Source organism: Larsenimonas salina, assembly GCF_023736155.1.
Classification (GTDB): Bacteria; Pseudomonadota; Gammaproteobacteria; order Pseudomonadales; family Halomonadaceae; genus Larsenimonas; species Larsenimonas salina.
In genome coordinates this window covers 689,951-710,971 of sequence record NZ_JAMLJJ010000001.1, presented here as the reverse complement: position 1 = coordinate 710,971, position 21,021 = coordinate 689,951, and the positions used below count along the sequence as shown (strand labels likewise).

Annotated in this window: 19 protein-coding genes; 3 read left to right on the top strand and 16 right to left on the bottom strand. The window is 59.5% G+C overall.

Annotated elements, in window-relative coordinates; all coding sequences use genetic code 11:
• Nucleotides 1-4: 4 nt before the first annotated feature.
• Genes NAT23_RS03410 through NAT23_RS03400 form a run of 3 tightly spaced genes read left to right on the top strand, consistent with a single transcriptional unit; the run spans nt 5 to nt 2,990 of the window.
• Nucleotides 5-1,054 (top strand): EpsG family protein, encoded by a 1,050-nt coding sequence (locus NAT23_RS03410; RefSeq protein ID WP_251925599.1) that lies wholly within the window; start codon nt 5-7, stop codon nt 1,052-1,054.
• Complete coding sequence (locus NAT23_RS03405; RefSeq protein WP_251925596.1) at nt 1,051-2,172, top strand: glycosyltransferase family 4 protein; 1,122 nt, start codon at nt 1,051-1,053, stop codon at nt 2,170-2,172. The genes NAT23_RS03410 and NAT23_RS03405 overlap by 4 nt, the downstream gene beginning before the upstream one ends.
• Nucleotides 2,172-2,990, top strand: a complete 819-nt coding sequence (locus NAT23_RS03400) for a glycosyltransferase (protein ID WP_251925590.1) — start codon at nt 2,172-2,174, stop codon at nt 2,988-2,990. Before NAT23_RS03405 ends, NAT23_RS03400 begins: the two co-directional genes overlap by 1 nt.
• A gap of 1 nt (nt 2,991) precedes the next feature.
• On the opposite strand, the gene NAT23_RS03395 is transcribed toward NAT23_RS03400, so the two are convergent.
• The 16 genes from NAT23_RS03395 to NAT23_RS03320 form a co-directional block, all read right to left on the bottom strand.
• Nucleotides 2,992-4,431 carry a cobyric acid synthase gene (locus NAT23_RS03395; RefSeq protein WP_251925587.1) on the bottom strand — a complete coding sequence of 480 codons (1,440 nt, stop codon included), beginning with the start codon at nt 4,429-4,431 and terminating at the stop codon, nt 2,992-2,994.
• Between the two features lie 44 nt (nt 4,432-4,475).
• Nucleotides 4,476-8,270, bottom strand: coding sequence for a cobaltochelatase subunit CobN (gene cobN, locus NAT23_RS03390; RefSeq protein WP_251925584.1), 3,795 nt, complete (start codon nt 8,268-8,270; stop codon nt 4,476-4,478).
• An 82-nt stretch (nt 8,271-8,352) separates the two neighbouring features.
• Nucleotides 8,353-8,688: a flagellar protein FliT gene (locus NAT23_RS03385; protein WP_251925581.1), complete on the bottom strand. Its 336-nt coding sequence runs from the start codon at nt 8,686-8,688 to the stop codon at nt 8,353-8,355.
• The gene (gene fliS, locus NAT23_RS03380; RefSeq protein WP_251925578.1) at nt 8,685-9,092 is read right to left on the bottom strand and encodes a flagellar export chaperone FliS; all 408 of its coding nucleotides are present in this window, start codon (nt 9,090-9,092) and stop codon (nt 8,685-8,687) included. The genes NAT23_RS03385 and fliS overlap by 4 nt, the downstream gene beginning before the upstream one ends.
• 9 nt (nt 9,093-9,101) lie before the next feature.
• Nucleotides 9,102-10,502, bottom strand: coding sequence for a flagellar filament capping protein FliD (fliD, locus tag NAT23_RS03375; protein WP_251925575.1), 1,401 nt, complete (start codon nt 10,500-10,502; stop codon nt 9,102-9,104).
• A gap of 156 nt (nt 10,503-10,658) precedes the next feature.
• Nucleotides 10,659-11,747, bottom strand: a complete 1,089-nt coding sequence (cobW, locus tag NAT23_RS03370; protein WP_251925571.1) for a cobalamin biosynthesis protein CobW — start codon at nt 11,745-11,747, stop codon at nt 10,659-10,661.
• Between the two features lie 10 nt (nt 11,748-11,757).
• Nucleotides 11,758-12,552 carry a precorrin-4 C(11)-methyltransferase gene (gene cobM, locus NAT23_RS03365; RefSeq protein ID WP_251925567.1) on the bottom strand — a complete coding sequence of 265 codons (795 nt, stop codon included), beginning with the start codon at nt 12,550-12,552 and terminating at the stop codon, nt 11,758-11,760.
• Nucleotides 12,549-13,334, bottom strand: a complete 786-nt coding sequence (gene cobJ, locus NAT23_RS03360; RefSeq protein WP_251925565.1) for a precorrin-3B C(17)-methyltransferase — start codon at nt 13,332-13,334, stop codon at nt 12,549-12,551. The genes cobM and cobJ overlap by 4 nt, the downstream gene beginning before the upstream one ends.
• Complete coding sequence (locus tag NAT23_RS03355; protein WP_251925562.1) at nt 13,335-14,117, bottom strand: cobalamin biosynthesis protein; 783 nt, start codon at nt 14,115-14,117, stop codon at nt 13,335-13,337.
• Nucleotides 14,114-14,827, bottom strand: a complete 714-nt coding sequence (gene cobI / locus NAT23_RS03350; protein ID WP_251925559.1) for a precorrin-2 C(20)-methyltransferase — start codon at nt 14,825-14,827, stop codon at nt 14,114-14,116. Before cobI ends, NAT23_RS03355 begins: the two co-directional genes overlap by 4 nt.
• Nucleotides 14,824-16,131 (bottom strand): precorrin-6y C5,15-methyltransferase (decarboxylating) subunit CbiE, encoded by a 1,308-nt coding sequence (gene cbiE, locus NAT23_RS03345; protein ID WP_251925555.1) that lies wholly within the window; start codon nt 16,129-16,131, stop codon nt 14,824-14,826. The genes cobI and cbiE overlap by 4 nt, the downstream gene beginning before the upstream one ends.
• Entirely contained in the window at nt 16,131-16,787 is a 657-nt protein-coding gene (locus NAT23_RS03340) for a precorrin-8X methylmutase (RefSeq protein ID WP_251925552.1), read from the bottom strand. Before NAT23_RS03340 ends, cbiE begins: the two co-directional genes overlap by 1 nt.
• A complete protein-coding gene (locus NAT23_RS03335; protein ID WP_251925549.1) occupies nt 16,784-17,812 on the bottom strand; it encodes a sirohydrochlorin chelatase in 1,029 nt (342 codons plus the stop codon). Before NAT23_RS03335 ends, NAT23_RS03340 begins: the two co-directional genes overlap by 4 nt.
• Nucleotides 17,802-18,572: a precorrin-6A/cobalt-precorrin-6A reductase gene (locus tag NAT23_RS03330; RefSeq protein ID WP_251925545.1), complete on the bottom strand. Its 771-nt coding sequence runs from the start codon at nt 18,570-18,572 to the stop codon at nt 17,802-17,804. The genes NAT23_RS03335 and NAT23_RS03330 overlap by 11 nt, the downstream gene beginning before the upstream one ends.
• Nucleotides 18,560-19,678: a cobalt-precorrin-5B (C(1))-methyltransferase gene (locus NAT23_RS03325; protein WP_251925541.1), complete on the bottom strand. Its 1,119-nt coding sequence runs from the start codon at nt 19,676-19,678 to the stop codon at nt 18,560-18,562. The genes NAT23_RS03330 and NAT23_RS03325 overlap by 13 nt, the downstream gene beginning before the upstream one ends.
• Before the next feature lie 2 nt (nt 19,679-19,680).
• Nucleotides 19,681-21,018, bottom strand: coding sequence for a cobyrinic acid a,c-diamide synthase CobB (locus NAT23_RS03320; RefSeq protein WP_251925538.1), 1,338 nt, complete (start codon nt 21,016-21,018; stop codon nt 19,681-19,683).
• Between the last annotated feature and the right edge of the window lie 3 nt (nt 21,019-21,021).

Genomic DNA, 21,021 nt, shown 5'->3' with positions numbered 1-21,021 from the left:
TTCCATGACGCTTGAATTAACAGGTTACCTTGGTATCTGTCTCCTTACTTTGTTGTCGACATTGATGCCTAAAAATATATTAACTATCGCACTGATGTTTGTTGCGATAGTTGTATACATGGGCATAGTCCGATTTTCAGGGTGGGATTATGACATGTATCTATATGCAACAATGTTGCATGCTAATCTAGATTTTAGTTTGGATAATATTTATTACGTTAGAGAGTTTGTTTATTGGTTGGGCATGCCTTTGCTGTTTGACCAGACAGGCGATGAGGTGTGGACGTTCATCATTACTGACATTGTTTGGGTGTCCTTTATATTTTATGCCGTTTTGAATAAAAAGAACGATAGAAATATTCCCTTTTTTTGCATACCTTTCATGGTTTGCTTTTTTCCTCTTCTAATGGGTTATGAGAATATATATAGGCAGTTTTTGTCTTCGATGATGGTCTTGTTTGCTTTTTATGGTTTTAGAAACAAGTATATTATTTATGTTCTTGGCATGCTGGCTTTGTTTATTCATAACTCTGCAATAATTTATTTGCCACTGCTTTATCTTTACTCGGCCAGAAGGAGCTCGTCTAGAGACAAGTTGAACCCCATTCAATTGGTTATATTTGTCTTTACATTCCTAGTTATGATTGGCGGGGTTTATTACTCGTCTCTTGGAGATTCGGAGCTTGCAAAATCTTCGAACAGTACGGGTATCTCTTTGGGCCCAGCGTATGCTGCACTATTTACGCTATTTTTCCTTCTTTCAGTTTTTATGTCGAAGTTTAATCTAAAAAATATGATCAGAGATTATGCATATATATTGTACGCATTTATTTCATTCTTGATCGTTTTCCCAGTATTAGGTGGCGCTCAAGGCGAACGCGTTGGCATGATGCTTTTGATTATTATCATTCCCATGTTTATCGCTGATTTTGATCGCTTGTTTAAAGATCCAGCTCTGAGGTGGGTAAGCAGATTAGCATTTGTTCTCTTGGGGCTGGCACCTACGTTTCTCTTTAGCTCGGCATTCAACTTTCTTAAGACGGCCTCATCATGAAAAAGATACTTTTTATAGTAACAACGTTGAAAAGATCTGGGCCAATCAATCAGCTTTATCAGTTGATTTCCAATCTTGATGGTAATAAATTAAAGATTGAAATTATTACATTGTCTCCTGAGGGAGAGCATTCAATAAAACCAGATTTCGACCCTTTTGTAGAGAATATAAAATGTTTAAATTTTAGTCGCTATGATTCAATGAGCCGAGTCGTTAGCTCGTTGAAAAAAAATGTTGCAGATATTGATCCGGATTTAATCCATACTCAGGATTTGAGAAGCGACTTTTATTCACTTTTCCTAAAGATGTATCCTTGCATAAGTACAGTTCATAATTACCCATATGGTGACTATGCATTTTCTTTCGGGAAAAAAGGTCGTTTAATGGCGTTTGCTCATCTGCGTATACTCGCGCGGAAAAATAAGTGTGTCACTGTATCGAAAAGTATTTTGCAGCAGCTTGGTTATCTTTCGAATAAGAAATTCACATTTATTCGTAACGGTGTAGATGACAATTTTTTCCTTCCAGTACAAGCTGAAGATAAAAAACGACTGCGACAAGAACTGCAGCTTCCAGAAGATGCTGTTGTTTATGTAACCAGTGCCCACCTCAATGAGCGCAAAGACCCAAGAACACTCGCGAAGGCAGTATCGCGTGCAAACGAGAATAACTATCTTATTTGCCTTGGTGATGGGCCTCTTCTCGGTGAACTTGAAGAAAAATTCGGCGGTGAAAGAATTTTATTCAAAGGCTATCAGTCGAACGTCATGAAGTGGCTGCACGCCGCAGATGCCTATATTTCTGCGTCGCATATGGAAGGGCTTCCCATGGGCGTGATCGAGGCGATGGCGTGCGGGCTTCCGGCAGTACTTTCGGATATTCCTTCGCATCGCGAGTTGTACGACATTAACGAGCAGGCAGTGGCACTTTTTGAAACCGGCAATGCCAGCTCACTTCAAAACGTGCTAGATAACGAATTAACGATGGATAGAAACGAGGTCGAGCGTCGCTCTCAGGCGGCCCTGTCCATCGTGCGTGACCATCTAAGCGCCCGTGTAATGGCAAAACACTATCAAGACGTCTATGAAGAGACGTTATCGCAGGGAGAGCGTACCTGATGGACTTTTCGGTACTCATGTCGATCTATTTCAAGGAGAAACCGGCTTTTCTAGAGACGTGCCTTGAAAGTCTGGTGGCACAAACGGTCAAAGCCAGTGAGGTCATCATCGTTGAAGATGGCCCGATCGGGGACGAACTGAAGACCATCATCGAGCGCTTTCGGGACACACTTAATATCGTGTCCGTGCCTCTTGAAAAAAACGTTGGACTTGGTGAAGCCTTGAACAAGGGGCTGGCACAGTGCCGGTTCGAGCTGGTTGCCCGAATGGACACCGACGACCTCTGTCGGCGTGATCGATTCGAGAAACAGCTGGCGTTTTTCGAACGCCATCCGGAAACGGACGTGCTCGGTGGGGCGATTGCGGAGTTTAACGATGACCCCGCGCAGCCTCACGCGATTCGCGAGCTGCCCACTGGCGTGAAAAGCGTCCGTGAGTTCGCTAAGGCCCGGTGCCCGGTCAATCACATGACGGTCATGTTCAGGAAGTCGGCCATCGAGGCGGCAGGGGGCTATAAGCCGTTTTTGGGTATGGAAGACTACTACCTGTGGGCGCGTCTTCTTGTGGCTGGACGGGTCATGGATAACATGGCAGATATCCTCGTCGATGCCCGAGTCGGTAACGGCATGTTGACACGCCGTCGAGGCTGGCACTACTTCAAGCAGGACGTCATCCTACAGAATAAATTTCGCAAGATGGGCTTCATCTCGATGCCTGAATGCGTGATTAATGCCGCGAAACGAGCGCCACTCAGGCTGGCTCCCGAGTGGCTTTTAGGTACGGTTTATCAGCGCTTTCTTCGAAAGAAAGCCGGCTAAGTCACGTTCGTGGAGTAATGTAGTGTTTTGCCTCGGGCCAGGCACGATCAAGTGCCTGGCTCAACCGCGTGATGTGTTCATCGCGTTCCGTTTGATAATCAAACTTCGCTGGCGCCTCCAGTCCTGCCCATCTAAGGAGCGAGGCCAGGGCCTCCGGATGATCGAACAGGCCGTGCAGATAACTTCCGGCCAGCTGACCATCGTCTGATATCACCCCATCTTCCTTGTGATCGGCAAGGCTCACCAGCGATGTGTGCGCTGCTGAATGCGTACTGCGACCGACATGAATCTCATAGCCCTCTACCGCGCCGCCCAGGCTAAGGGTGCCCTTGACGCGAGTCAGTGTCTTGTCACCGGTTAATACGGTGTCCATCGCGAACCAGCCGAGCCCCTCACTGCTGCCAGTGGAATCTTCCACCCCCTCGGGGTCGTGAATCCACTGACCCAGCATCTGATAGCCACCGCAGATGCCTAATACCTTGCCCCTATAACGAAGGTGACGCTCGATCAGCCGGTCGAAGCCGCGCTGTTTCAGCCATGCAAGGTCGGAGCGCACGTTCTTGCTGCCAGGCAGTATGATCAAATCGGCTTTGCCGATCTGATCGGGATGATCACAGTAGGTGACGGCCACATCGGGATGGCGCCTGAGCGGGTCCAGATCGGTGTAGTTGGAGATCTTTGGAAGCAGTGGCACGACCACCTGTAGGGCGCGCTTCTCATCGCCACTGTTGCCACCGCGGGATAAGCCGTCTTCGGCTTCAATGTGCAGGTTATCAAGGTACGGCAGGACGGCGAGCACCGGCCGGCCGGTTCGCTGCTCGAGCCACTCAAGACCTGGCTCCAACAGCCGAATATCGCCGCGAAAACGATTGATGATAAAGCCCACGACGCGCGCCTGCTCGGAAGCAGAGAGTACATCGAGCGTACCGAGCAGGTGGGCAAAGACCCCACCCCGATCAATGTCGGCAACGATGACCACCGGGCAGTCAATTGCCTCGGCAAGCCCCATATTGGCAATGTCATGTTCGCGCAGGTTGACTTCGCCAGCGCTGCCGGCCCCTTCGATGAACACGGCGTCAAATTCGGCGGCCAATCGGTTGTGCGCGTCGACGACATCCTCGAGCAGGGCCGGCTTGTGACCGTGATAGGTTCGCGCGTCCATGTTACCGATGGCTCTGCCGTGCACGATGACCTGGGCGCCAAGGTCGGAGTTGGGCTTCAAGAGCACCGGGTTCATGTCGGTAGTCGGCTCGATGCCTGCGGCAAATGCCTGTACGGCCTGGGCGCGACCGATTTCACCCTGATCAAGCGTCACCGCACTGTTCAGGGCCATGTTTTGAGACTTGAAGGGGGCAACGCTCATGCCCAGGTCCCGGTACAAACGGCACAGGGCCGTGACAATTGCGCTCTTGCCGGCGTCCGAGGTTGTCCCCTGAATCATCAGGCTCCTTGCAGCCTTGAATGTTTGACGGGGCGGCGGGTATGTCATCGGGAGTGCTCCTGCTTGGCATCAATCTCGAGCAGCAGCGCCTCGAGGGTATCTTGGTAATTGCCGGGCTGCGCCCACAGCCCGCGCTGACAGGCTTCAAGCAACCGCTCACTCATTTCTTTCAACGCGTCCAGATTGTTATGTTCCAAAAACGCGCGATTGTCTGGGTCAAGGATCAGGCTGTCGGTCACGTTTTCGTACTGATAGTCATCGATCAGTGCCGTAGTGGCATCGAAGGCGAACAGGTAGTCGACGGTCGCGGCCATCTCGAACGCGCCCTTGTACCCATGGCGTCGCATCGCCTGCTGCCATTTGGGATTGAGTGCCCGTGAGCGCAGAACTCGATTGAGTTCTTCCTTGAGGGTTCGAATCCGCGGGGCATGGGGGTGGCTGTGATCGCCGTGATACACCGAGGGCGCATAGCCGCTGAGCGTGGTGACAGCGTTGGTCATGCCGCCCTGGAACTGGTAGTAGTCATCCGAATCCAGCAGGTCGTGTTCGCGGTTGTCCTGATTCTGTACGACGGCCTCGAGGTTACCGAGTTGATGAGCAAACGCCTGGCGCGCCGGTGTGCCGTGATCATGCTCACCGTAGGCGTAGCCGCCCCAGTTGAGATAGGCCTCGGTCAGGTCGTCCCGACTGTCCCAAAGCCGCTCATCGATCAACCCTTGAAGGCCTGCACCATACGCCCCCGGCCGGGTGCCAAAAACGCGATAGCGCGCCTGTTCGTGTGCCTGCTCGGCAGTCAATGTGGCGCCAAGGGCGGTAGTTCGCTCAAGCACATTGGCCCGAATCGTATTGAGTTCGAGAGGCTCCTCAAAGTCTGCAAGCTTGCGTACCGCGGCGTCGATGAGCTGCATAAGATTGGGGAAGGCGTCACGGAATAGTCCGGAGACCCGAAGGGTCACATCGACCCGAGGGCGATTCAGGATAAAGCCCGGGATGATTTCAAAGCCCACCACGCGCTGTGAACCGGCCGCCCAGCGGGGTTTGACCCCCATCAGGGCGAGGGCCTGGGCGATGTCATCACCGCCGGTACGCATGGTGGCCGTCCCCCAGACCGAAAGCCCCAGTGTTCTGGGGTAGTCGCCATGTTCCTGTAGATGACGTTCGATCAGCCGGTCGGCCGAACGCTGACCGAGCGTCCATGCCATCTTGCTCGGGATAGCGCGGCTGTCGACCGAGAAGAAATTGCGGCCGGTCGGGAGGGTGTCGAGCCGTCCTCGAGTTGGGGCGCCACTGGGGCCTGGGCGTACGAAACGACCGTTCAACCCCTGAACGAGCGCGTTCAGCTCGTTATGGGCACTGGCGTCCAGTGCAGGGCCCAGATGGGTGTCGATGAAGTCGAGCAACGCAGTCGTTGCCGGCCAGTCCGATCGTTTCAAGCTTGAACGTTCTTCGGTACTGAGCGCGCCCACAACGCGCCGTGCCAGCTGCTCGAGCCGTTCGCGCGTGTCCTGATGGGTGCGCCATGGTGCGTCACTGAGTTCTGCCAGAATATCAGGGTACGGGCCCTGCCAGGGCGTCACTTCCTGACTGAGCGGGTCAAACGCTTCGGGAAGGCCAAGGTCGATGGCCAGGGCGTGAAGAAGGCCTCGGTCTTCTGCCCGTTCCCCACGGGGCAGTCTCAATAAGGCCACGAGTGTCTCTTCGAATTCGGCGCCTTCAGGAAGCCGGCCCAGACAGTGCAGCCCGTTTCGAATCTGGGCTTCCTTGAGCTCGCAGAGATAGCCATCCAGCGCTACGAGTGACTCATCGTCGTTGTCGCTTGGGCCGAGTTCTTCCATCAAATGCGATTCCCGCGCTTTATCGAGTAACGCGGCCTTGAGGTGCTCGGCTCGGGTGTCGTCCATGCCCAGCGCCTGATAGTACTCGTCGGCCAATTCCTCGAGTTCGATCATTGGTCCGTAGAGTTCAGCGCGGGCCATGGGCGGCATCAGGTGATCGATAATGACCGCCTGAGTGCGTCGCTTGGCCTGAGCCCCTTCGCCTGGGTCGTTGACGATAAAGGGATAGAAGTGCGGCAGCGGGGCGAAGGCGGCTTCCGGCCAGCAATGCTCGGAAAGCGCAAGTCCCTTGCCCGGTAGCCATTCGAGGTTGCCGTGCTTTCCGACATGCACGACGGCGTCGGCGTTCCAGATCTCTGTCAGCCAGGCATAAAACGCCAGATAGGCATGGGGCGGGACCAGGTCGGGGTCGTGGTAGTTTGCATCAAGGTCGATGTCGAAGCCGCGGGCAGGTTGTAGCCCTACGAATACGTGACCGAATCGGCGGCCTGCAATCATCAGACGGCCGCTGCGGTATTTGGGGTCGCGCTCAGGGAGCCCCCAGCGCGCTGATACGGCCTGCTGAAGCGGCTCGGGTAACGCATTGAAGTAGATCAAATAACGTTCGAGCGAGACACTTTGAAAGCATGGGCGGCCGGGTAGGGTATCAAGGTCGTTGGTTATGCCGTCCTTGAGCCGCTCGATCAGCGCATTGCCGTCGTCTGGCAGGTCATCGAGCGTATAGCCCGCACGCTCGAGCGCGTTAAGAAGGGCGTGGGCCGAGGCGGGGGTGTCCAGTCCAACACCGTTACCGATGCGGCCCTCGCGCGTGGGGTAGTTGGCCAGAACCAGCGCCACGCGCTTGTCGGCATTGGTGCGCCGGCCCAGGCGAATCCAGCGTTGGGCCAGACGCATGACAAACCGCGCCCGGCCGTCATCGAGTGCAAAGCGAATCACGTCTATTTGAGCGTGCTGGCTTCGGCGCTCTATATGTTTGAACGCAAGCGCTCGAGTGGTGATACGGCCATCGATTTCAGGCAGCGCTACCTGCATGGCGATATCGCGGCTTCTAAGCCCCTGAGTGTTGTCCTGCCAATCGTTTCGGCTACTGCTTGAAAGGATTGCCTGTAGGACCGGCACATCCGCCTCGAAGGCGGGCGCATCGTCTCGAGGCTGTGAGGCGAGTGAGGCGTTGCCGGTTCCGGACAGCGCAAAGCCGGTCGTGTTCAGGATCAGCCGGGCATTGATCGTGTGGCACAGCTGGTTGGCAAGGCTTAGACAGTGCGTGTCTTTGAGCGAGGTAACGGCGAGTGGTAACAGGTTGATGCCGTGCTCGAGCGCGAGCGCGATTAGCGTATCAAATAGAGCCGTGTTCACGGCCTGCAGGTGGCTTCGATAAAAGATCAGCAGTGCGTTGTCACACTGCGGATCAGCCTGTTCAAGCCAGTGATCGACGGTAATGCCTTCCAGGCGCTCGGGGGCGTAGATCAATGCCTTCGGCAAACACTGGGGCGCGGCAACGGCTTGCGTGTCATCGAAGAAACGATGAACCAGGAAGTCGAGCGCGCGCTGGGCGTTGGTTGCGCCGCCTTCTCGAAAGTAGCGCCACATGCGCTCGGTTTCATGATGCTCTGTACTGCTTAGCGTCATGAGGTCGGGGTCGGCCTGATCGTCGCCCGGCACAAGAATCAAATGACGTTCCGGCCTTGCCGATTGCCAGTCCCTAAGTTGATCGAGGCCGTAATGCCAATAGCTCTGACCACCTAGAAGCGAGACCACCACCACACGCGCATGATCGAGCACCTTGGTTCGATAAAGATCCAGGGATGCAGGCTTGGTCAGGTTCAGCCAGTTGGCGAGCCGAACGGAGGGGGTGGCTTGTGTTCGCTCGTCGACGGCATCGGCTAGCGCGGCCAGAAGGCTATCGGCGGCGGCGAGTATGACGATATCGGCAGGAGATTGGCCGAGATCGATGATGCCATCCTGGTCGCCGAAGCTACCAGGCTGCGCGGCAAAGAGATGCATAAAAGAACGCCCAACAGGTAAACGCGAAAGCCATGCGAGTTGGGCGTCATCATACCGACTCTCGTCGGCAAAGGGGAGGAATTCAGCTGCTTTGCGACAGGTAGGCCAGACGTGCCTTGTCGGTTCGCTGCTGGCCGGCGGTGTCTTTGTCGAGCGAGGTTCTGGCCTCTTTGATCAGCCGGGTCAGCTCACTATTCATGGCCAGTACGTCTCGGATCAGTTCATCCTTGCCCTCGAACTGCTTGTCGGCCTCGCCAAGCGCGGTATCGATCGCAGCGACCCGATCAAAGGCGCGTTGATAGGCCTGCTGGCGCTCGGTCAGTTCCTCAAAGCGCCCTTCACGAGCCGCACTCAGTAACGCCTCGGTTGTCTTATGAAGGGCCTGATAGCAGGCGCGAGGCGTGACGTTGGCATTCATGCGCTCACCGCGCTTTGTGGCTCGGTTGCGATGTCCTTCCAGGCACTGCTGATATCGGCGAGCAGCGCATCAACGTGGCGAATGGCTTCGAGGTCATTGCGCGCATTGGCCCGGGTGAGCGTGCGCGACATGTACTCGTAAAGGTTATCGAGGTTGTCGGCAATCTCACCGCCCTGATCCTTATCAAGGCTTGCGCGCAGGCCTTCCTCGATGATGCGAATTGCCTTGGAAAGCGCCGCGCACTTGGTCTGTACGTCGTTTTGCTCGACGGCCCACTGCGCTTTCTTGAGCGCGGCCTGTGCGCCGTCAAACAGCATAACGATCAACTGGTGGGGTGATGCGCTCATTACACCGGTTTCAAGACCAATGTTGGCGTAGGCGTTGGCTCTCTTGCGTGAATACATGATGCCTCCTTACTGACTGGACTGTGCGTTCATGGCCGCAAACTGCTGGCTTAGATAGTTGCTGGTCGAATTGATCGACGACATCATCACGTCCAGATCATTGAACTGCTTGCGGTAGCGGGCAACGGTTGCGTCAATGCTTGCTGAGACCTGGTCGTAGCGATCGGAAAGTGAGTCGAGGCGGTTATTGATGTTGTCCTTGACCGAAGCGATCAAACCGGTTTCACCCAGAATGCCGTCCATGGTAGTGGTCATGATGCCGGCCACACCGGACTCGCCATCAGAGCCTGTCATCAGCTCGGCAACGCCTGCGCTGTCATTTGCGATTGCCTTGTCGAGCTTGTCGCTGTCGATTTCGAGTTCGCCGTCGGAATTCAGTGATACGCCGATTTGAGTTAGGTAGTTGAACCCATCACCCTCGGTGCTGGTGTTGAACGCGCCCCGAATCTGCACCTGCATGTTACGTACCGATGACTCCCCGAAAAGCGCGCCGTTGCGACCACCCTCGGCGTCATAACTGGTTTGAGTATCGATGACTTTCTGCAGTGCATTGTACGATGACACCAGCTTGTCGAACGCGCCTTTAATTGTGTCCTTATCCTGTGAAATGGACAGGGTTTCGGCGGTCTCATTGGTTTCGGTCAAATTCAGCGTCACGCCCTGGATCGCTTCTTCGACCGTATTGGTGTCACTGGTAATGGTCAGGCCGTTGATAACGACTTCGGCGTTTTGAGCCGCAATCGTCTCGACCAGATTGCCACTGCCGGTGTCGCTATCGTAATTCAGCATGTCGGCGAGGGCAGTATCGTCATTCGAGTCGTCATAGGCGAATGACGTCGTAATCTTTGATGATTCACCCGTGGTTTCGGAGCTCAAGACGAGCCGGTGTGGCGTGCCGCTGCCATCGTTGATGATAGACGCCGTTACGCCAGCGTCAGAGCCGTTGATTGCATCCCGAATGCCTTCGAGTGAGCTATTGTCGCTGCCAAGGACCACCTCGGTGGTCTTGTCGCCGACGCTAATGGTGAGCTTACCCGCATCCCCGGTGCCGATTGTATCGGTACGGCTGTTCTGACCGGTGGTGGCCAGAGACTGAGCAGTGGCCAGACGGTTAACCTTGACGCTGTAGCTGCCTTCCTGAGCATTTTCACTCAGCGTTTGTGAAAACGCCGTGCTTTCACTGGCAGCGCTTTTGCTCTTATAAAGTGACGGATCACCGAGTGCCTTGGCGGCAGTCTGAAAACTTTCGAGCGCGCTTGAGAGCTTGCCGTAGCCTGTTAGCTTGGCGTTGTAGCTGTTTTGCTGGGTTTTAATGGGGGTCAGCCGAGAACTCTCAGCGCTCTGAAGCTGATTGAGCAGCGAGCCAAGATCCAGTCCCGAACCCACTCCAAGTGATGAAATGGAAGCCATAATGTCCCCATTAGTAAGTCGTTGAACCGCGAATTCAGGCGAAGGTCGCGTGATTGCATATCGGTAATAACGACGTAGGAGCGCTTGGCTTTAATGCTTTCAGACTTTTTTAGGTAACGAAGTGTAAGGGCCCCGGCATGTGCCGGGGCCCTTGTATTAGGCGGGGGTAGGCGCCTGCGCCTTGGTCAGGGCATTGGTGATCGCCTGTCGATCAAGGCCCTTGCCGATCAGTACCAGTTTGGTATCGCGGTGCTCATCTGACTGCCAGGGGCGGTCGAAATACATGTCGAGCCGGTGGCCCACGCCGTGAACCACTTGACGCATCGGTTTGCCGACGTCAGCAAACCCCTTGGCACGCACGATCGGGTACTGGCGAATCGCCTCGGCGAGCGCTTCCTTGAGTCGGGCCGGATCAACCTGACCAAGCCGCACGACGACGTTGTCAAAATCGTCATGGGCGTGATGATGGTCATGGCCGTGGGTGTGGTGGTGGTCGTGGTGGGTCTCAAGCGCCTCGATGCGCGCTTCGCTTTCAAGGTTGAGCCCCATCACGGCGCTTGCGTCGATTTCCCCGTCGCGCACACGGATCAGTTTGACGTGCGGCGCCAGGCGCCCCCGAAGCTCGTCCTCGATCCGCTCGAGATCACCTTCCTCCATCTGGTCGGTCTTGCTGATCGCGACCAGATCGGCCGACTCAAGCTGATCGTCGAGCAGCTCCTTGAGCGAGGGGTCGTGATCGAGGCTCTCATCGGCCAGGCGCTGGTGTGCGACGCGGTCTTCATCGTGGGCGACCCGGCCTTCGGCCAGCGCCGGGCCATCGACCACCGTGATGACAGCATCAACGGTACAGAACTGCTTCACGTCGGGCCAGTTGAAGGCTTGTACCAGAGGTTTGGGCAGGGCAAGACCGGAGGTCTCGATCACGATGTGATCGATCTGATCGCGACGCTCGACCAGTTTTTTCATCACCGGCAGAAACTCTTCTTCCACGGTGCAGCAGATACAGCCATTGGCCAGTTCATAGATGCCGTCGTCATCGGCTTCAATCGTATTGCATGAGTCATCGCCATGATCGAGCTGGCAGCTTCTTAAAAGCTCTGAATCGACGTCCATCTCGCCGAATTCGTTGACGATGACCGCGATGCGCTTGCCCTTGGCCTGGCGCAGCACATTACTCAACAGGGTGGTCTTGCCGCTGCCGAGAAAGCCGGTCACGACGGTAGCGGGAATCTTGTTTAGATGCATGAGGCGTCCTTTATTGAGGCTCACGCTTCACCGCGCGCGGGGAAGCGGTCTTGAATTTCGGGCGATAGATGTGTGCTTTCTGTGCGTCGTACAGGTACGAATCATTAAACTCCGGCGGGGCCAGAACATGACCGACCAAAATCAGCGCGGTACGGGTGATCTTGGCCGCGCGCACCTGCTCGACGATGGTCGAGAGCGTGCCGGTCAGATGCTGCTCGTCGGGCCAGCCGACGCGGTAGCACACAGCAACCGGTGCGTCTTCGCCGTAGTGCGGGATCAGCGTCTCAACGATCTTGTGAATGCGCGTAATGCCCAGGTGAATCGCAAGCGTGGCGCCGTGGCGGGCGAGGGCGTCGAGGTTTTCGCGCTCGGGCATCGGGGTCTTGCCGGCAAAGCGCGTCATGATCACGGTCTGGGTCACGCCCGAGAGCGTCAGCTCCCGTTTGAGCGCCGCACTGGAGGCGCTGGTGGACGTCACGCCGGGCACGATCTCAAAATCGATGCCAAGCGCGTCGAGCCGACGCATCTGCTCGCCGGTCGCGCCGTAGATCGACGGGTCGCCCGAGTGCACCCGCGCAACATCCTGGCCCTCATCGTGGGCACGCTGGATGCGCTCGATAATGGCGTCAAGTGCCATCGAGGCGGTGTCGATGATGTCGGCATCACTACGGGCTTCCTCAAGAATCTCGATGGGCACCAGTGAGCCCGCGTAGAGAATCACCGGGCAGCGCTGAATCAACTTGAGACCCTTGACCGTAATCAGCTCCGGGTCGCCCGGGCCTGCGCCAATGAAGTGAACCGTCATGACTCGACCCGTTTCTTGGCATAGCCTCTGGGCGTATAGACCCACTCATTGCGGCCGAAGCGAATATGGCGGGTAGTGGAGCTTCCGATCACGACCACGGTCAACATGTCGACGCGGCTCGCCTCAAGCTCGGCAAGGGTGATGACCTCGACCCGCTCATCGTCACGGCCCAGGTTGCGGGCAACGATCACCGGCGTCTCGGGCGGGCGATGCTCGAGATAGACCGTGCGGGCGTGGTTGAGCTGCCAGTCACGGCGCTTGGACACCGGGTTATAGAAGGCGGTCACGAAATCCCCTTTGGCCGCGGCGGTCAGGCGCTGGTCGATCACCTCCCAATCGGTCAAGAGATCCGAGAGCGAGATGGCGCAGAAATCGTGGCCCAAAATCGCCCCGAGACGGGCCGAGGCCAGCTGCATCGCGCTGATGCCGGGCATGACCTGAATATCGACGCGGTCCCAGCCGCGACCGTTCTCGAGGCCCTGATTGGCGTGATCAAGCAGTTCGAACACAAGCGTTGCCATCGCGAAGATGCCGATGTCGCCGCTTGAGATCAGCGCGGTGGGCTTGCCGGACGCCGCCAGATCCAGTGCCATTCGGGCGCGGTCGGTTTCCTCACCCAGTTCGCGCTGATGGCGGCGCTTGCCGGTCATGGCATCGCCTAGAAGATCCATATAAAGGCCGTAGCCGACCACATCGGTCACCGCCGCAATCGCGGTTTCCGCCTCCATGGTCAGGTGGGCATGATCGCCCGGCCCGATACCGATCACGTAGAGAGGAGTCATTCAGTCACCATAGCTTCGGGCGATCGCGCAGGTCGCGCGTCGCGTTTTCTGTTTGGGAAGGATCAGTTCGCACGCATCATCGGTTGCGCCGGTCAGGGCGTGCGCGCTGGCAAGCGCGGCGGCCTCGGCAACGCCATACACCCCGACTTCACGATAGACAATCTCGGAGCGCTGCGTCAGTGCGTCGTCAAACTCGAAAAGCTGTGCCGCCGTGAACGTACGGAAGGGCACCTGCCAGCGGCTTGCCAGTTCGATCAGGCCCACTTCATCGGCCTTGAGGTCAATACTTGCAATCGCGTGAATATCGCCCTGGGCAAGGCCGCGCGCATTCAGACAGCTGCGCACCAGGGCCTCCAGATGATCGACCTCGCAACCGCGCTCGCAGCCCATGCCGAGCGTATAGCGCGGGGTGACGTAGCGCCTGGCTGTGGTCGTTACGTTTTGGGCGCCGAGAATACCGGCCAGCCGTTCGGCCCAGTCGTTGGCACCGCCCTCGTGGCCTGAAAGCAGCGGAATCACGAATTGGCCGCGCTCATCGAGCACCAGCACCGGCGGGTCCCGGTATTTATCCCCGAGGATCGGGGAAAGCGTTCGTACGACGATGCCAGTGGCGCAGACGCAGATCAGCGGAGCGCGCGTTGTTTGTGCGTCAAGAAACGCGCCTCTGAGCCACTCGCCGAAGGGGGCCGGTTTGTGGACGTGACGGCCGCCCTGATCGAGCTGTTCGAGCAGGCGCTCGCCGAGGGCGCGGCCTGGCTCGGTCAGTGTGACGATCGTGATCATGGCGTACTCCGGTGATGGCGGCTGACCACGAACACCGAGAAGTAGGGGCCGGGCCCGTCCGGCAGTCTTGAGAGCGTGCGAAGGCGCGTTTCCTCAGGCGTTGAGATATGTTCGAGATACGCACACTCATGCGCGCGGCCGGCGCGCTCGATCACCGCCGCGATGTGATGGCGCCGTCGTCCGCCCTTCATGATAAATACGGTTTCAAAGCGCTCGAGCGCGTCCAGAAGATCACGCTCGTCCTCGAGCCCGCTGATCACCGCCAATCGATCGCCCTGGGTCGTCAATGGCTGGGTCAGTGCGCTGCCGGCGGCCTGAAGCGAGCTGATGCCCGGCACGCTCGTACACGGGTAGTCGGGGGCAAGGCGCGCCAGCAGATAGGCAAAGGAGCCATAGAACAGCGGGTCGCCCTCGCACAGAAAGGCCACATCATGACCGTGGTCAAGCGCCTCACCGATCTGAGCCGCTGCCTGATCGTAGGCCTGCTCGATCAGGGTACGATCTCGGCACATCGCGATCTCAATCGGAAGATGGCGCTGGCGACGCGTCGTTGGCAGGCTCTCACGGGCGATGTCGGCGGCAAGCGAGTAGCCGTCCTTGTTGGTAATGAAACACACCACATCCACCCGCTGCAGCAGTCGGTGGGCCTTGAGCGTTAAAAGCTCCGGGTCGCCCGGGCCGACGCCGAGTCCGAAAAAGGTACCGCTCATGCCGGGTGCTCCTGTGACGTTGCGTGTGTCCTGTCGGTGGCATTCGGTTTATGAAAGCAGACAAGCGTGACCGGCAGCGCCGGGCGCAGCAGGCGTTGACCGGCGAGCCATTCGCCGCGGCTGATGCCGAGCTGCCGCCACTGGCCATCAAGGCCGTGGCTGGTTTCAAACGACAGCACCTCGGCGCGGCTTCCTTCGAGCACGGTTGCGATCACAAGCCGCCCGCCGGGCCGCAGTGTCTGCCAGAGCCAGGGCAGCAAGGCATCAAGGTGGCCGTCGCTTCCACCAATAAAGACCGCGTCCGGAGGCGGCAGGGCGGCGAGCGTCTCGCTCGATGCCGTCTCACAGTGAAGTGCAAGCCGGCTCGAGACACCGAAGCGGTCGCGGTTGATCGAAAGCGCTTCCCACCGGCCCGGGTGATGCTCGAACGCGTGCACACACCCCGACTCGAGCTGACGCGCCCAGTCGATGCTGACCCCGCCGCAGCCGGCGCCGATGTCCCAGCCGATGTCGTTTGGGCGTGGGGCGAGCAGGGCGAGCACCTGCAGTCGCATATCGGCCTTGGTCAGAAGCCCCCGGCCCGGTGTCGGGCTGTCGGTTGCGAACTGATCATCGGGCAACACCCACGGCGGCGTGTCATCCAAGGGCGCGGCCTGAGGCTCGGTCCTTATCTTGGGCGCAAGTGTCACGCACACCACGTTCAGGCCGTCGAAGGGCGTCTCTTCGGAGGCAAGTGCACTGGCGGTGTCGAACCTGCGCACCGTTTCTTCCGGGTAACCCAGTCGTTCTCCAACCGTGCAGACGCTATGTTCGAACCCGTGCCTGACAAGATGGGTGGCGATGGCCTGCGGTGTGTTGGCGGCATCGGTCAGTAGCATCAGCGTGTTATTGGATACAAGATGCGGCGTCAACGCCTCGAGCGGTCGTCCATGGAGACTGATCGTTCTCGATGCGGCCAGGTCGACACCAAGGTGGTGTGCCAGATACTGAATGCTCGACACGTTCGGCGAACTTTCAAACGAAAGCGCAGGCCAGCGTCTCGAAAGCGTATTGGCAATACCAAAAAACCGGGCGTCGCCGGAGGCAAGCAGAACAAGCGTGCCTTCAAGATATGAAAGCATTGGCCCCAGCTCGTCGAGCGGACGGGGCAGCGCATGGCGCTGCGCGCGCGTTTCATAAGGGTGGATCATCGCCTGCTGGCGCGCGCTTCCGATAAGATGATCGGCCTCGGCGAGCCACCTGACAGCGCGTGTAGGCAGAACGGCCGGCGACTCGATGCCAAGGCTCACCACATAAAGCGTCATCAGTACCGCTCTCCCTGATGAATGCGCAATAACGCATTGAACGCGGCCGCCGTCAGTGCGCTGCCGCCCTGACGACCAAGCAGCGTCATGGCCTTCAGGTCAAGCGCGTCCTGGGCCGCCCACAGATGCGCCTTCGATTCGGCCGCGCCGACAAAGCCAACCGGCATGGCGATGATCAGTGCGGGCCGTGGCGCGCCATCGCGCAGCTTCTCGAGCAGGTGGAAAAGCGCCGTCGGGGCATTGCCGATCAGCACGATCGAGCCCTCAAGATGCTCGAGCCAGTCCGCGACGGCGGCCATGGTGCGGGTCATGCCATGGGCGCGCGCCCGCTCTCCGGTCGAGTCCCTGCGCAGAAAACAGTGCGCCTCAAGCCCGAGGGCGTCCATATAGCGCTGAGTCAGGCCAAAACGCACCATCTCGACGTCACAGAGGACCGGCGCCCGGCGAGAGAGCGCTTCCAGTCCGCGTGTCACGGCGTCCGCGCTCAGGCGCACGCTCGAGGCCATCGCCGGGTCACCGCAGGTATGCACCAGGCGCATTGCGACCTGCGCCTCATCGTCATTGAAGCGGCTCAGGTCGGTGAGGGCGCGAATCTGTCGAAAGCTCTCACGCTCGATGGCCCTGGGGTCACGCTCGAACTCGGGCCAGTCGATCATTCGCGGTCGGTCGCCAGCGTGTTCTTGTCATGGGCGTGACTGTGGCCGTGATCGTGATGTCCGTGTCCGTGTCCGTGTCCGTGTCCGTGGTGATGATGCCCATGGTCGTGGTGGTGATGGTCATGATGATGGTGATGCCCATCGGCGTCGGTGCCGGCGCCGCGCACATGGTGATGGTGGCCTTCCTGAGGCGCGCCGACCTTGTGCTCGTTGCCGACCACCTGAACTCGGTACTGGCAGAGCTGGCAGTTCATGTTGGGGCTGCCTTCCTCGATGTCATGCAGCCGGTCGGCGAAGGTGTCGATCACCAGCGGATGGTCGTTGAGGTAGCCGGCCTTGGCCACTTCCACCTCGGGGTGGGCACGCTGGTAGTCATCCGCCCAGTCATAGATCTTTTTGATCAGACGTCCGGTAAACAGGAAGTAGGGAAAGATGACCACGCGGGTGAAGCCAAGCCGGTGTGCGCGCTCGAGCGCCTCGGGCAAAAGCGGGGTAGTTACGCCGCTGTAGCCGGTCACCGCCCAGCCAAAGCCCATGCCTTCCTCGAGCATGCGGGTGATCTTGCTGATGTTGGAATTGGCGTCCGGGTCGGAGGCGCCGCGGCCGACCACCACCAACAGCGTTTCCTTGCGTTCGTAGTCCTCGCCGAAGCTCTGCTCGGCGGCCTCGATGCGATCCCGCGCGGCCTGAAGCATGTTGGCGTTAACGCCGAGCTCGGCACCGTAGTTGATGGTAATGCCGTCGAATTCGGCCTGAAGCGCGTTCAGTTCGCTCGGGATGTCGTTCTTGGCGTGGCCTGCGGCCATCAGCATGCCGGGCACGGCGGAAATGGTGGTTGCGCCCTGATCGACCAGTTTCTTGACGCCGTCATAGATGACGGGGCGGGCGAACTCGAGAAAACCGTACTCGCACAGGCGGTCCGGGTAGCGCTCGCGAAAGTGGGCGGTGAGCTGAGTGAATTCGTTGACGGCATCGACGTCGCGGGAGCCGTGGCCCACGAACAGGATGGCGGGTTTATCGGTCATGTTGAACCTCATCGGTCGGTCGGCCCGGGATCAGCGCGCGTGAAAGCGCCGCCGGGCTATAGAAAACGCGGTCCGCCTCAGGGAGTGGCGGACGAGCAAGTAAAAAAACGGGCAGTCCGAGTGCTCGGGCCGCGAGCAGTTTGGCCTCGGTGGTCTCGCCGCCACTGTGTTTGGTCACCAGCGCGTCACAGTGATGGCCGCGCATGACGTCGAGCTCTTTATGTATCGCAAACGGCCCCCGGTCGAGCACGTGGCGGTGCGGCGCGGGAAGCTCGAGTGCGGCGGCGCTTCGCACCAGCGCGTGTTGATGCGGCGCGAGCCGCTCGACCAGAGCAAGACTTGATTGGCCAAGGGTCACGAACGGCCGGGAATAAGGCTCAAGACTTGAGACCAGTGCTTCGAGATCTCGGGCCTCGTGCCAGCGGTCCTCCGAGGTTGGTATCCACCTCGGCCGACGCAGTTGCCAACACGGCAGGCCAAGCCGTTTAGTGGCCGCGAGGGCCGTGACCGAAATGCGTGCCGCGAAGGGGTGGGTCGCGTCGATCACGAGTGTGATGCTTTCCTGGATCAGCGTCTCAGCCAAGCCCTCGAGACTATCGTGGTCGCTGCTCGAGAAGCCGCCGACGCGAGTCGCGCAGGTTGGCAGTCGGGCGGAGGTGAGCCTGCCGGCGACACTATAGAGGACGTCGAGTCCGTGCCCGCTCAGCCTCTCAGCGAGGGTTCGGCCATCGCCCGTGCCACCGAGAATCAGTGCGCGCATGCGGTCTCCCGGGGCCAGGCGCCGAGGCAATGGCCCTGACGGTCGGTCGCGGTGACGTCCACTACAAGCGTCGCCGGTAGGCGAGACCGCGCGGTCTCCCATGCCCGCTTGCACAGGCGCTCGGCCAGCGGCAGGGCGCTGGCCGCCTCGATCGCCGCGCCGGTCGTGTTGGCGTCTCGAATGGCCTCGAGCATGGCGTTCGAGGCGCCAAGCTCGCGGGCGCATTCGGCAATGAACTCGAAATCGATGCTTGAGGCGCGGCTGTGCAGGTCAAGGTGGCCGTTGGCGAGCTTGCTGATCTTGCCAATGCCCCCGACCAGCGAAAGCCGGGCCATGGGCACCCGGCGCAGGTACTTGAGTACGGCGCCGGCGAAGTCGCCCATCTCGATGAGCGCCATGTCCTCAAGGCCAAACGTGTGCCTGGCGTAGCGCTCGCTGACGTTGCCGGTGGTCGCAGCCACGTGGGTGACGCCGTTGGTGTGTGCCACATCGATTGCCTGATGGATCGAGGCGATGTAGGCCGCACAGGAAAACGGCCGCACGATGCCGGTCGTCCCGAGAATCGACAGCCCCCCCTCGATCCCGAGGCGGGGATTCATGGTTTTCAGGGCAAGCGCTTCGCCGCGCTCAACGCCAATGGCAACGTCGAAGCCGAGCTCGCCGCCGTGCTCTCGAATCAGGGTGTCGAGGTGCTCGGTGATCATGCGCCGGGGCACCGGGTTGATCGCAGGTTCCCCCCGAGGCACGGGCAGGCCGTCTCGAGTGACAATTCCGACGCCGCGCTCGGCGTGAAAGCGAATGCCGGGGGCGCCTTGCGTCACCACAGCGAACACGGTGGCGCCGTGGGTGACGTCCGGGTCGTCGCCGGCGTCCTTGATCGTATCGGCGCGGGCGCAGTCGGGCGCCACACGCTCACAGCGGGTGATCGGCAGGCTGACCCGCTTGCCCGGCCGCCCCCGACGGGCGGGCAGGTCGATATCACACTGTGTGGTGGGCGTGCCTGACAGCAACAACCTGGCCGCGGCCAACGCACACGCCGTCGCGCAGCTGCCGGTCGTCAAACCGGTTCTGAGCGGGCGGGATGCGTCGTCGCTTTCAGGCCACATGGTTAGCGTGAGCCGTCTGCGCCGAACAACGAGGCCACGGCGGCTGGGTTCGAGGGAAAGAACAGATGCAGGTAGCTCGCCGTGAGGCGTTCGCTCCGATAGATTGCCTCACCCGGTGCCGGGTGATGGGCGCGCCGGGCATGGGTCAACGGCTCGAGCGTTGCGTGGCTTCTCGCGTGATGGTGTGCGTGGCCGCGAATGTCGCCTTCAGGCAGCGGCGCGTACTGCATGCCCTGACAGCCGCGTTTGGTGCGCATTTCGCCATGCCCCTGCAAGAGCCCGGCCATGGTGTGGCAGGTGCCGGCGTGGTCGGTCAGGGTTTCATGCAAAAAGAGCATGCCGCCACACTCGGCAAGTATCGGCGTGCCGGCGCGGTGGCGCTGACGAAGCGCTTCGTGCAAAGCGGTGTTGGCGCTCAGGGCCTCGCCGTGAAGCTCGGGGTAACCGCCCGGCAACCAGTAGGCGTCGGCGTCCGGCAGATGCGCGTTCTCAAGCGGTGAGAAAAAGCAAGGCTCGGCGCCCAGGGCACGAAGAAGGCGCAAATTCGCCGCGTAGATGAAACTGAACGCATCGTCTCGGGCGATCGCGACCGTCTTGCCGGCAAGGGCGGGCTCGGGTGCCGGAATGTGCTGGTCGAAAAAGCGACAGGCCGGTGGCAGCGCGGCCAGGGCCGTGTCTTCAAGCGCATCGGCGGCGGCGTCAATGCGTCTGGAAAGCCCGTCCTGTTCGCTCGGAGGCACCAGCCCGAGGTGACGCGAGGGCAGCTCGAACGCCTCATCTCGGGCAAGCGTTGCAAGCAGGGCAATGTCATCGGGCAGGCTCGTCTCGATCAGCTCACGGTGGCGGGCACTGCCCACGTGATTACCGATGATGCCGGCAAGCTCAAACGCCATGCTCGCCGGGCGCGGGGCGTATTTGAGCCCGAAGGCCAGTGCGGCGGTGGTCTGGGCCATGCCCTTGGCGTTAATGACGGCAGCGACGGGAATACCGAACGTCGCGGCGAGGTCGGCGCTCGAGGGCGTGCCGTCAAACAGCCCCATCGCCCCCTCGATCAGGATCAGATCACACTGGCGCGCAGCGTCGAACAGCTGCTGGCGGCAGAAGGCGTCGCCAGCCATCCAGAGATCGAGCGGCTCGACCGGGTGGTCGGCGGCCTGGGCCAGAATCAGCGGGTCGAGGTAGTCCGGCCCGGTCTTGAAGATCGCGACCTTGCGCCCCTTGCGGCGATGCAGACGCGCAAGCGCGGCCGTCACGGTGGTCTTGCCCTGACCGGAGGCGATGCCTGCAATGAACAGCGCCGGGCACAGGGCCTCGCGAGTGGGGGCGGCGACGTCGGTCATAAT

Excerpts from the sequence above, each read along its gene's own strand:
- NAT23_RS03395 (WP_251925587.1), bottom strand. The coding sequence starts at position 4,431 with ATGATTCAGGGGACAACCTCGGACGCCGGCAAGAGCGCAATTGTCACG.
- NAT23_RS03405 (WP_251925596.1), top strand. The coding sequence starts at position 1,051 with ATGAAAAAGATACTTTTTATAGTAACAACGTTGAAAAGATCTGGGCCA.
- NAT23_RS03330 (WP_251925545.1), bottom strand. The coding sequence starts at position 18,572 with ATGCGCGCACTGATTCTCGGTGGCACGGGCGATGGCCGAACCCTCGCT.
- cobM (WP_251925567.1), bottom strand. The coding sequence starts at position 12,552 with ATGACGGTTCACTTCATTGGCGCAGGCCCGGGCGACCCGGAGCTGATT.
- cbiE (WP_251925555.1), bottom strand. The coding sequence starts at position 16,131 with ATGACGCTTTATGTGGTGAGCCTTGGCATCGAGTCGCCGGCCGTTCTG.
- fliS (WP_251925578.1), bottom strand. The coding sequence starts at position 9,092 with ATGTATTCACGCAAGAGAGCCAACGCCTACGCCAACATTGGTCTTGAA.
- NAT23_RS03320 (WP_251925538.1), bottom strand. The coding sequence starts at position 21,018 with ATGACCGACGTCGCCGCCCCCACTCGCGAGGCCCTGTGCCCGGCGCTG.
- NAT23_RS03355 (WP_251925562.1), bottom strand. The coding sequence starts at position 14,117 with ATGATCACGATCGTCACACTGACCGAGCCAGGCCGCGCCCTCGGCGAG.
- NAT23_RS03335 (WP_251925549.1), bottom strand. The coding sequence starts at position 17,812 with ATGACCGATAAACCCGCCATCCTGTTCGTGGGCCACGGCTCCCGCGAC.
- cobI (WP_251925559.1), bottom strand. The coding sequence starts at position 14,827 with ATGAGCGGTACCTTTTTCGGACTCGGCGTCGGCCCGGGCGACCCGGAG.
- fliD (WP_251925575.1), bottom strand. The coding sequence starts at position 10,502 with ATGGCTTCCATTTCATCACTTGGAGTGGGTTCGGGACTGGATCTTGGC.
- NAT23_RS03410 (WP_251925599.1), top strand. The coding sequence starts at position 5 with ATGACGCTTGAATTAACAGGTTACCTTGGTATCTGTCTCCTTACTTTG.
- NAT23_RS03340 (WP_251925552.1), bottom strand. The coding sequence starts at position 16,787 with ATGATCGACTGGCCCGAGTTCGAGCGTGACCCCAGGGCCATCGAGCGT.
- NAT23_RS03400 (WP_251925590.1), top strand. The coding sequence starts at position 2,172 with ATGGACTTTTCGGTACTCATGTCGATCTATTTCAAGGAGAAACCGGCT.
- NAT23_RS03325 (WP_251925541.1), bottom strand. The coding sequence starts at position 19,678 with ATGTGGCCTGAAAGCGACGACGCATCCCGCCCGCTCAGAACCGGTTTG.
- cobW (WP_251925571.1), bottom strand. The coding sequence starts at position 11,747 with ATGCATCTAAACAAGATTCCCGCTACCGTCGTGACCGGCTTTCTCGGC.
- cobJ (WP_251925565.1), bottom strand. The coding sequence starts at position 13,334 with ATGACTCCTCTCTACGTGATCGGTATCGGGCCGGGCGATCATGCCCAC.
- NAT23_RS03385 (WP_251925581.1), bottom strand. The coding sequence starts at position 8,688 with ATGAATGCCAACGTCACGCCTCGCGCCTGCTATCAGGCCCTTCATAAG.
- cobN (WP_251925584.1), bottom strand. The coding sequence starts at position 8,270 with ATGCATCTCTTTGCCGCGCAGCCTGGTAGCTTCGGCGACCAGGATGGC.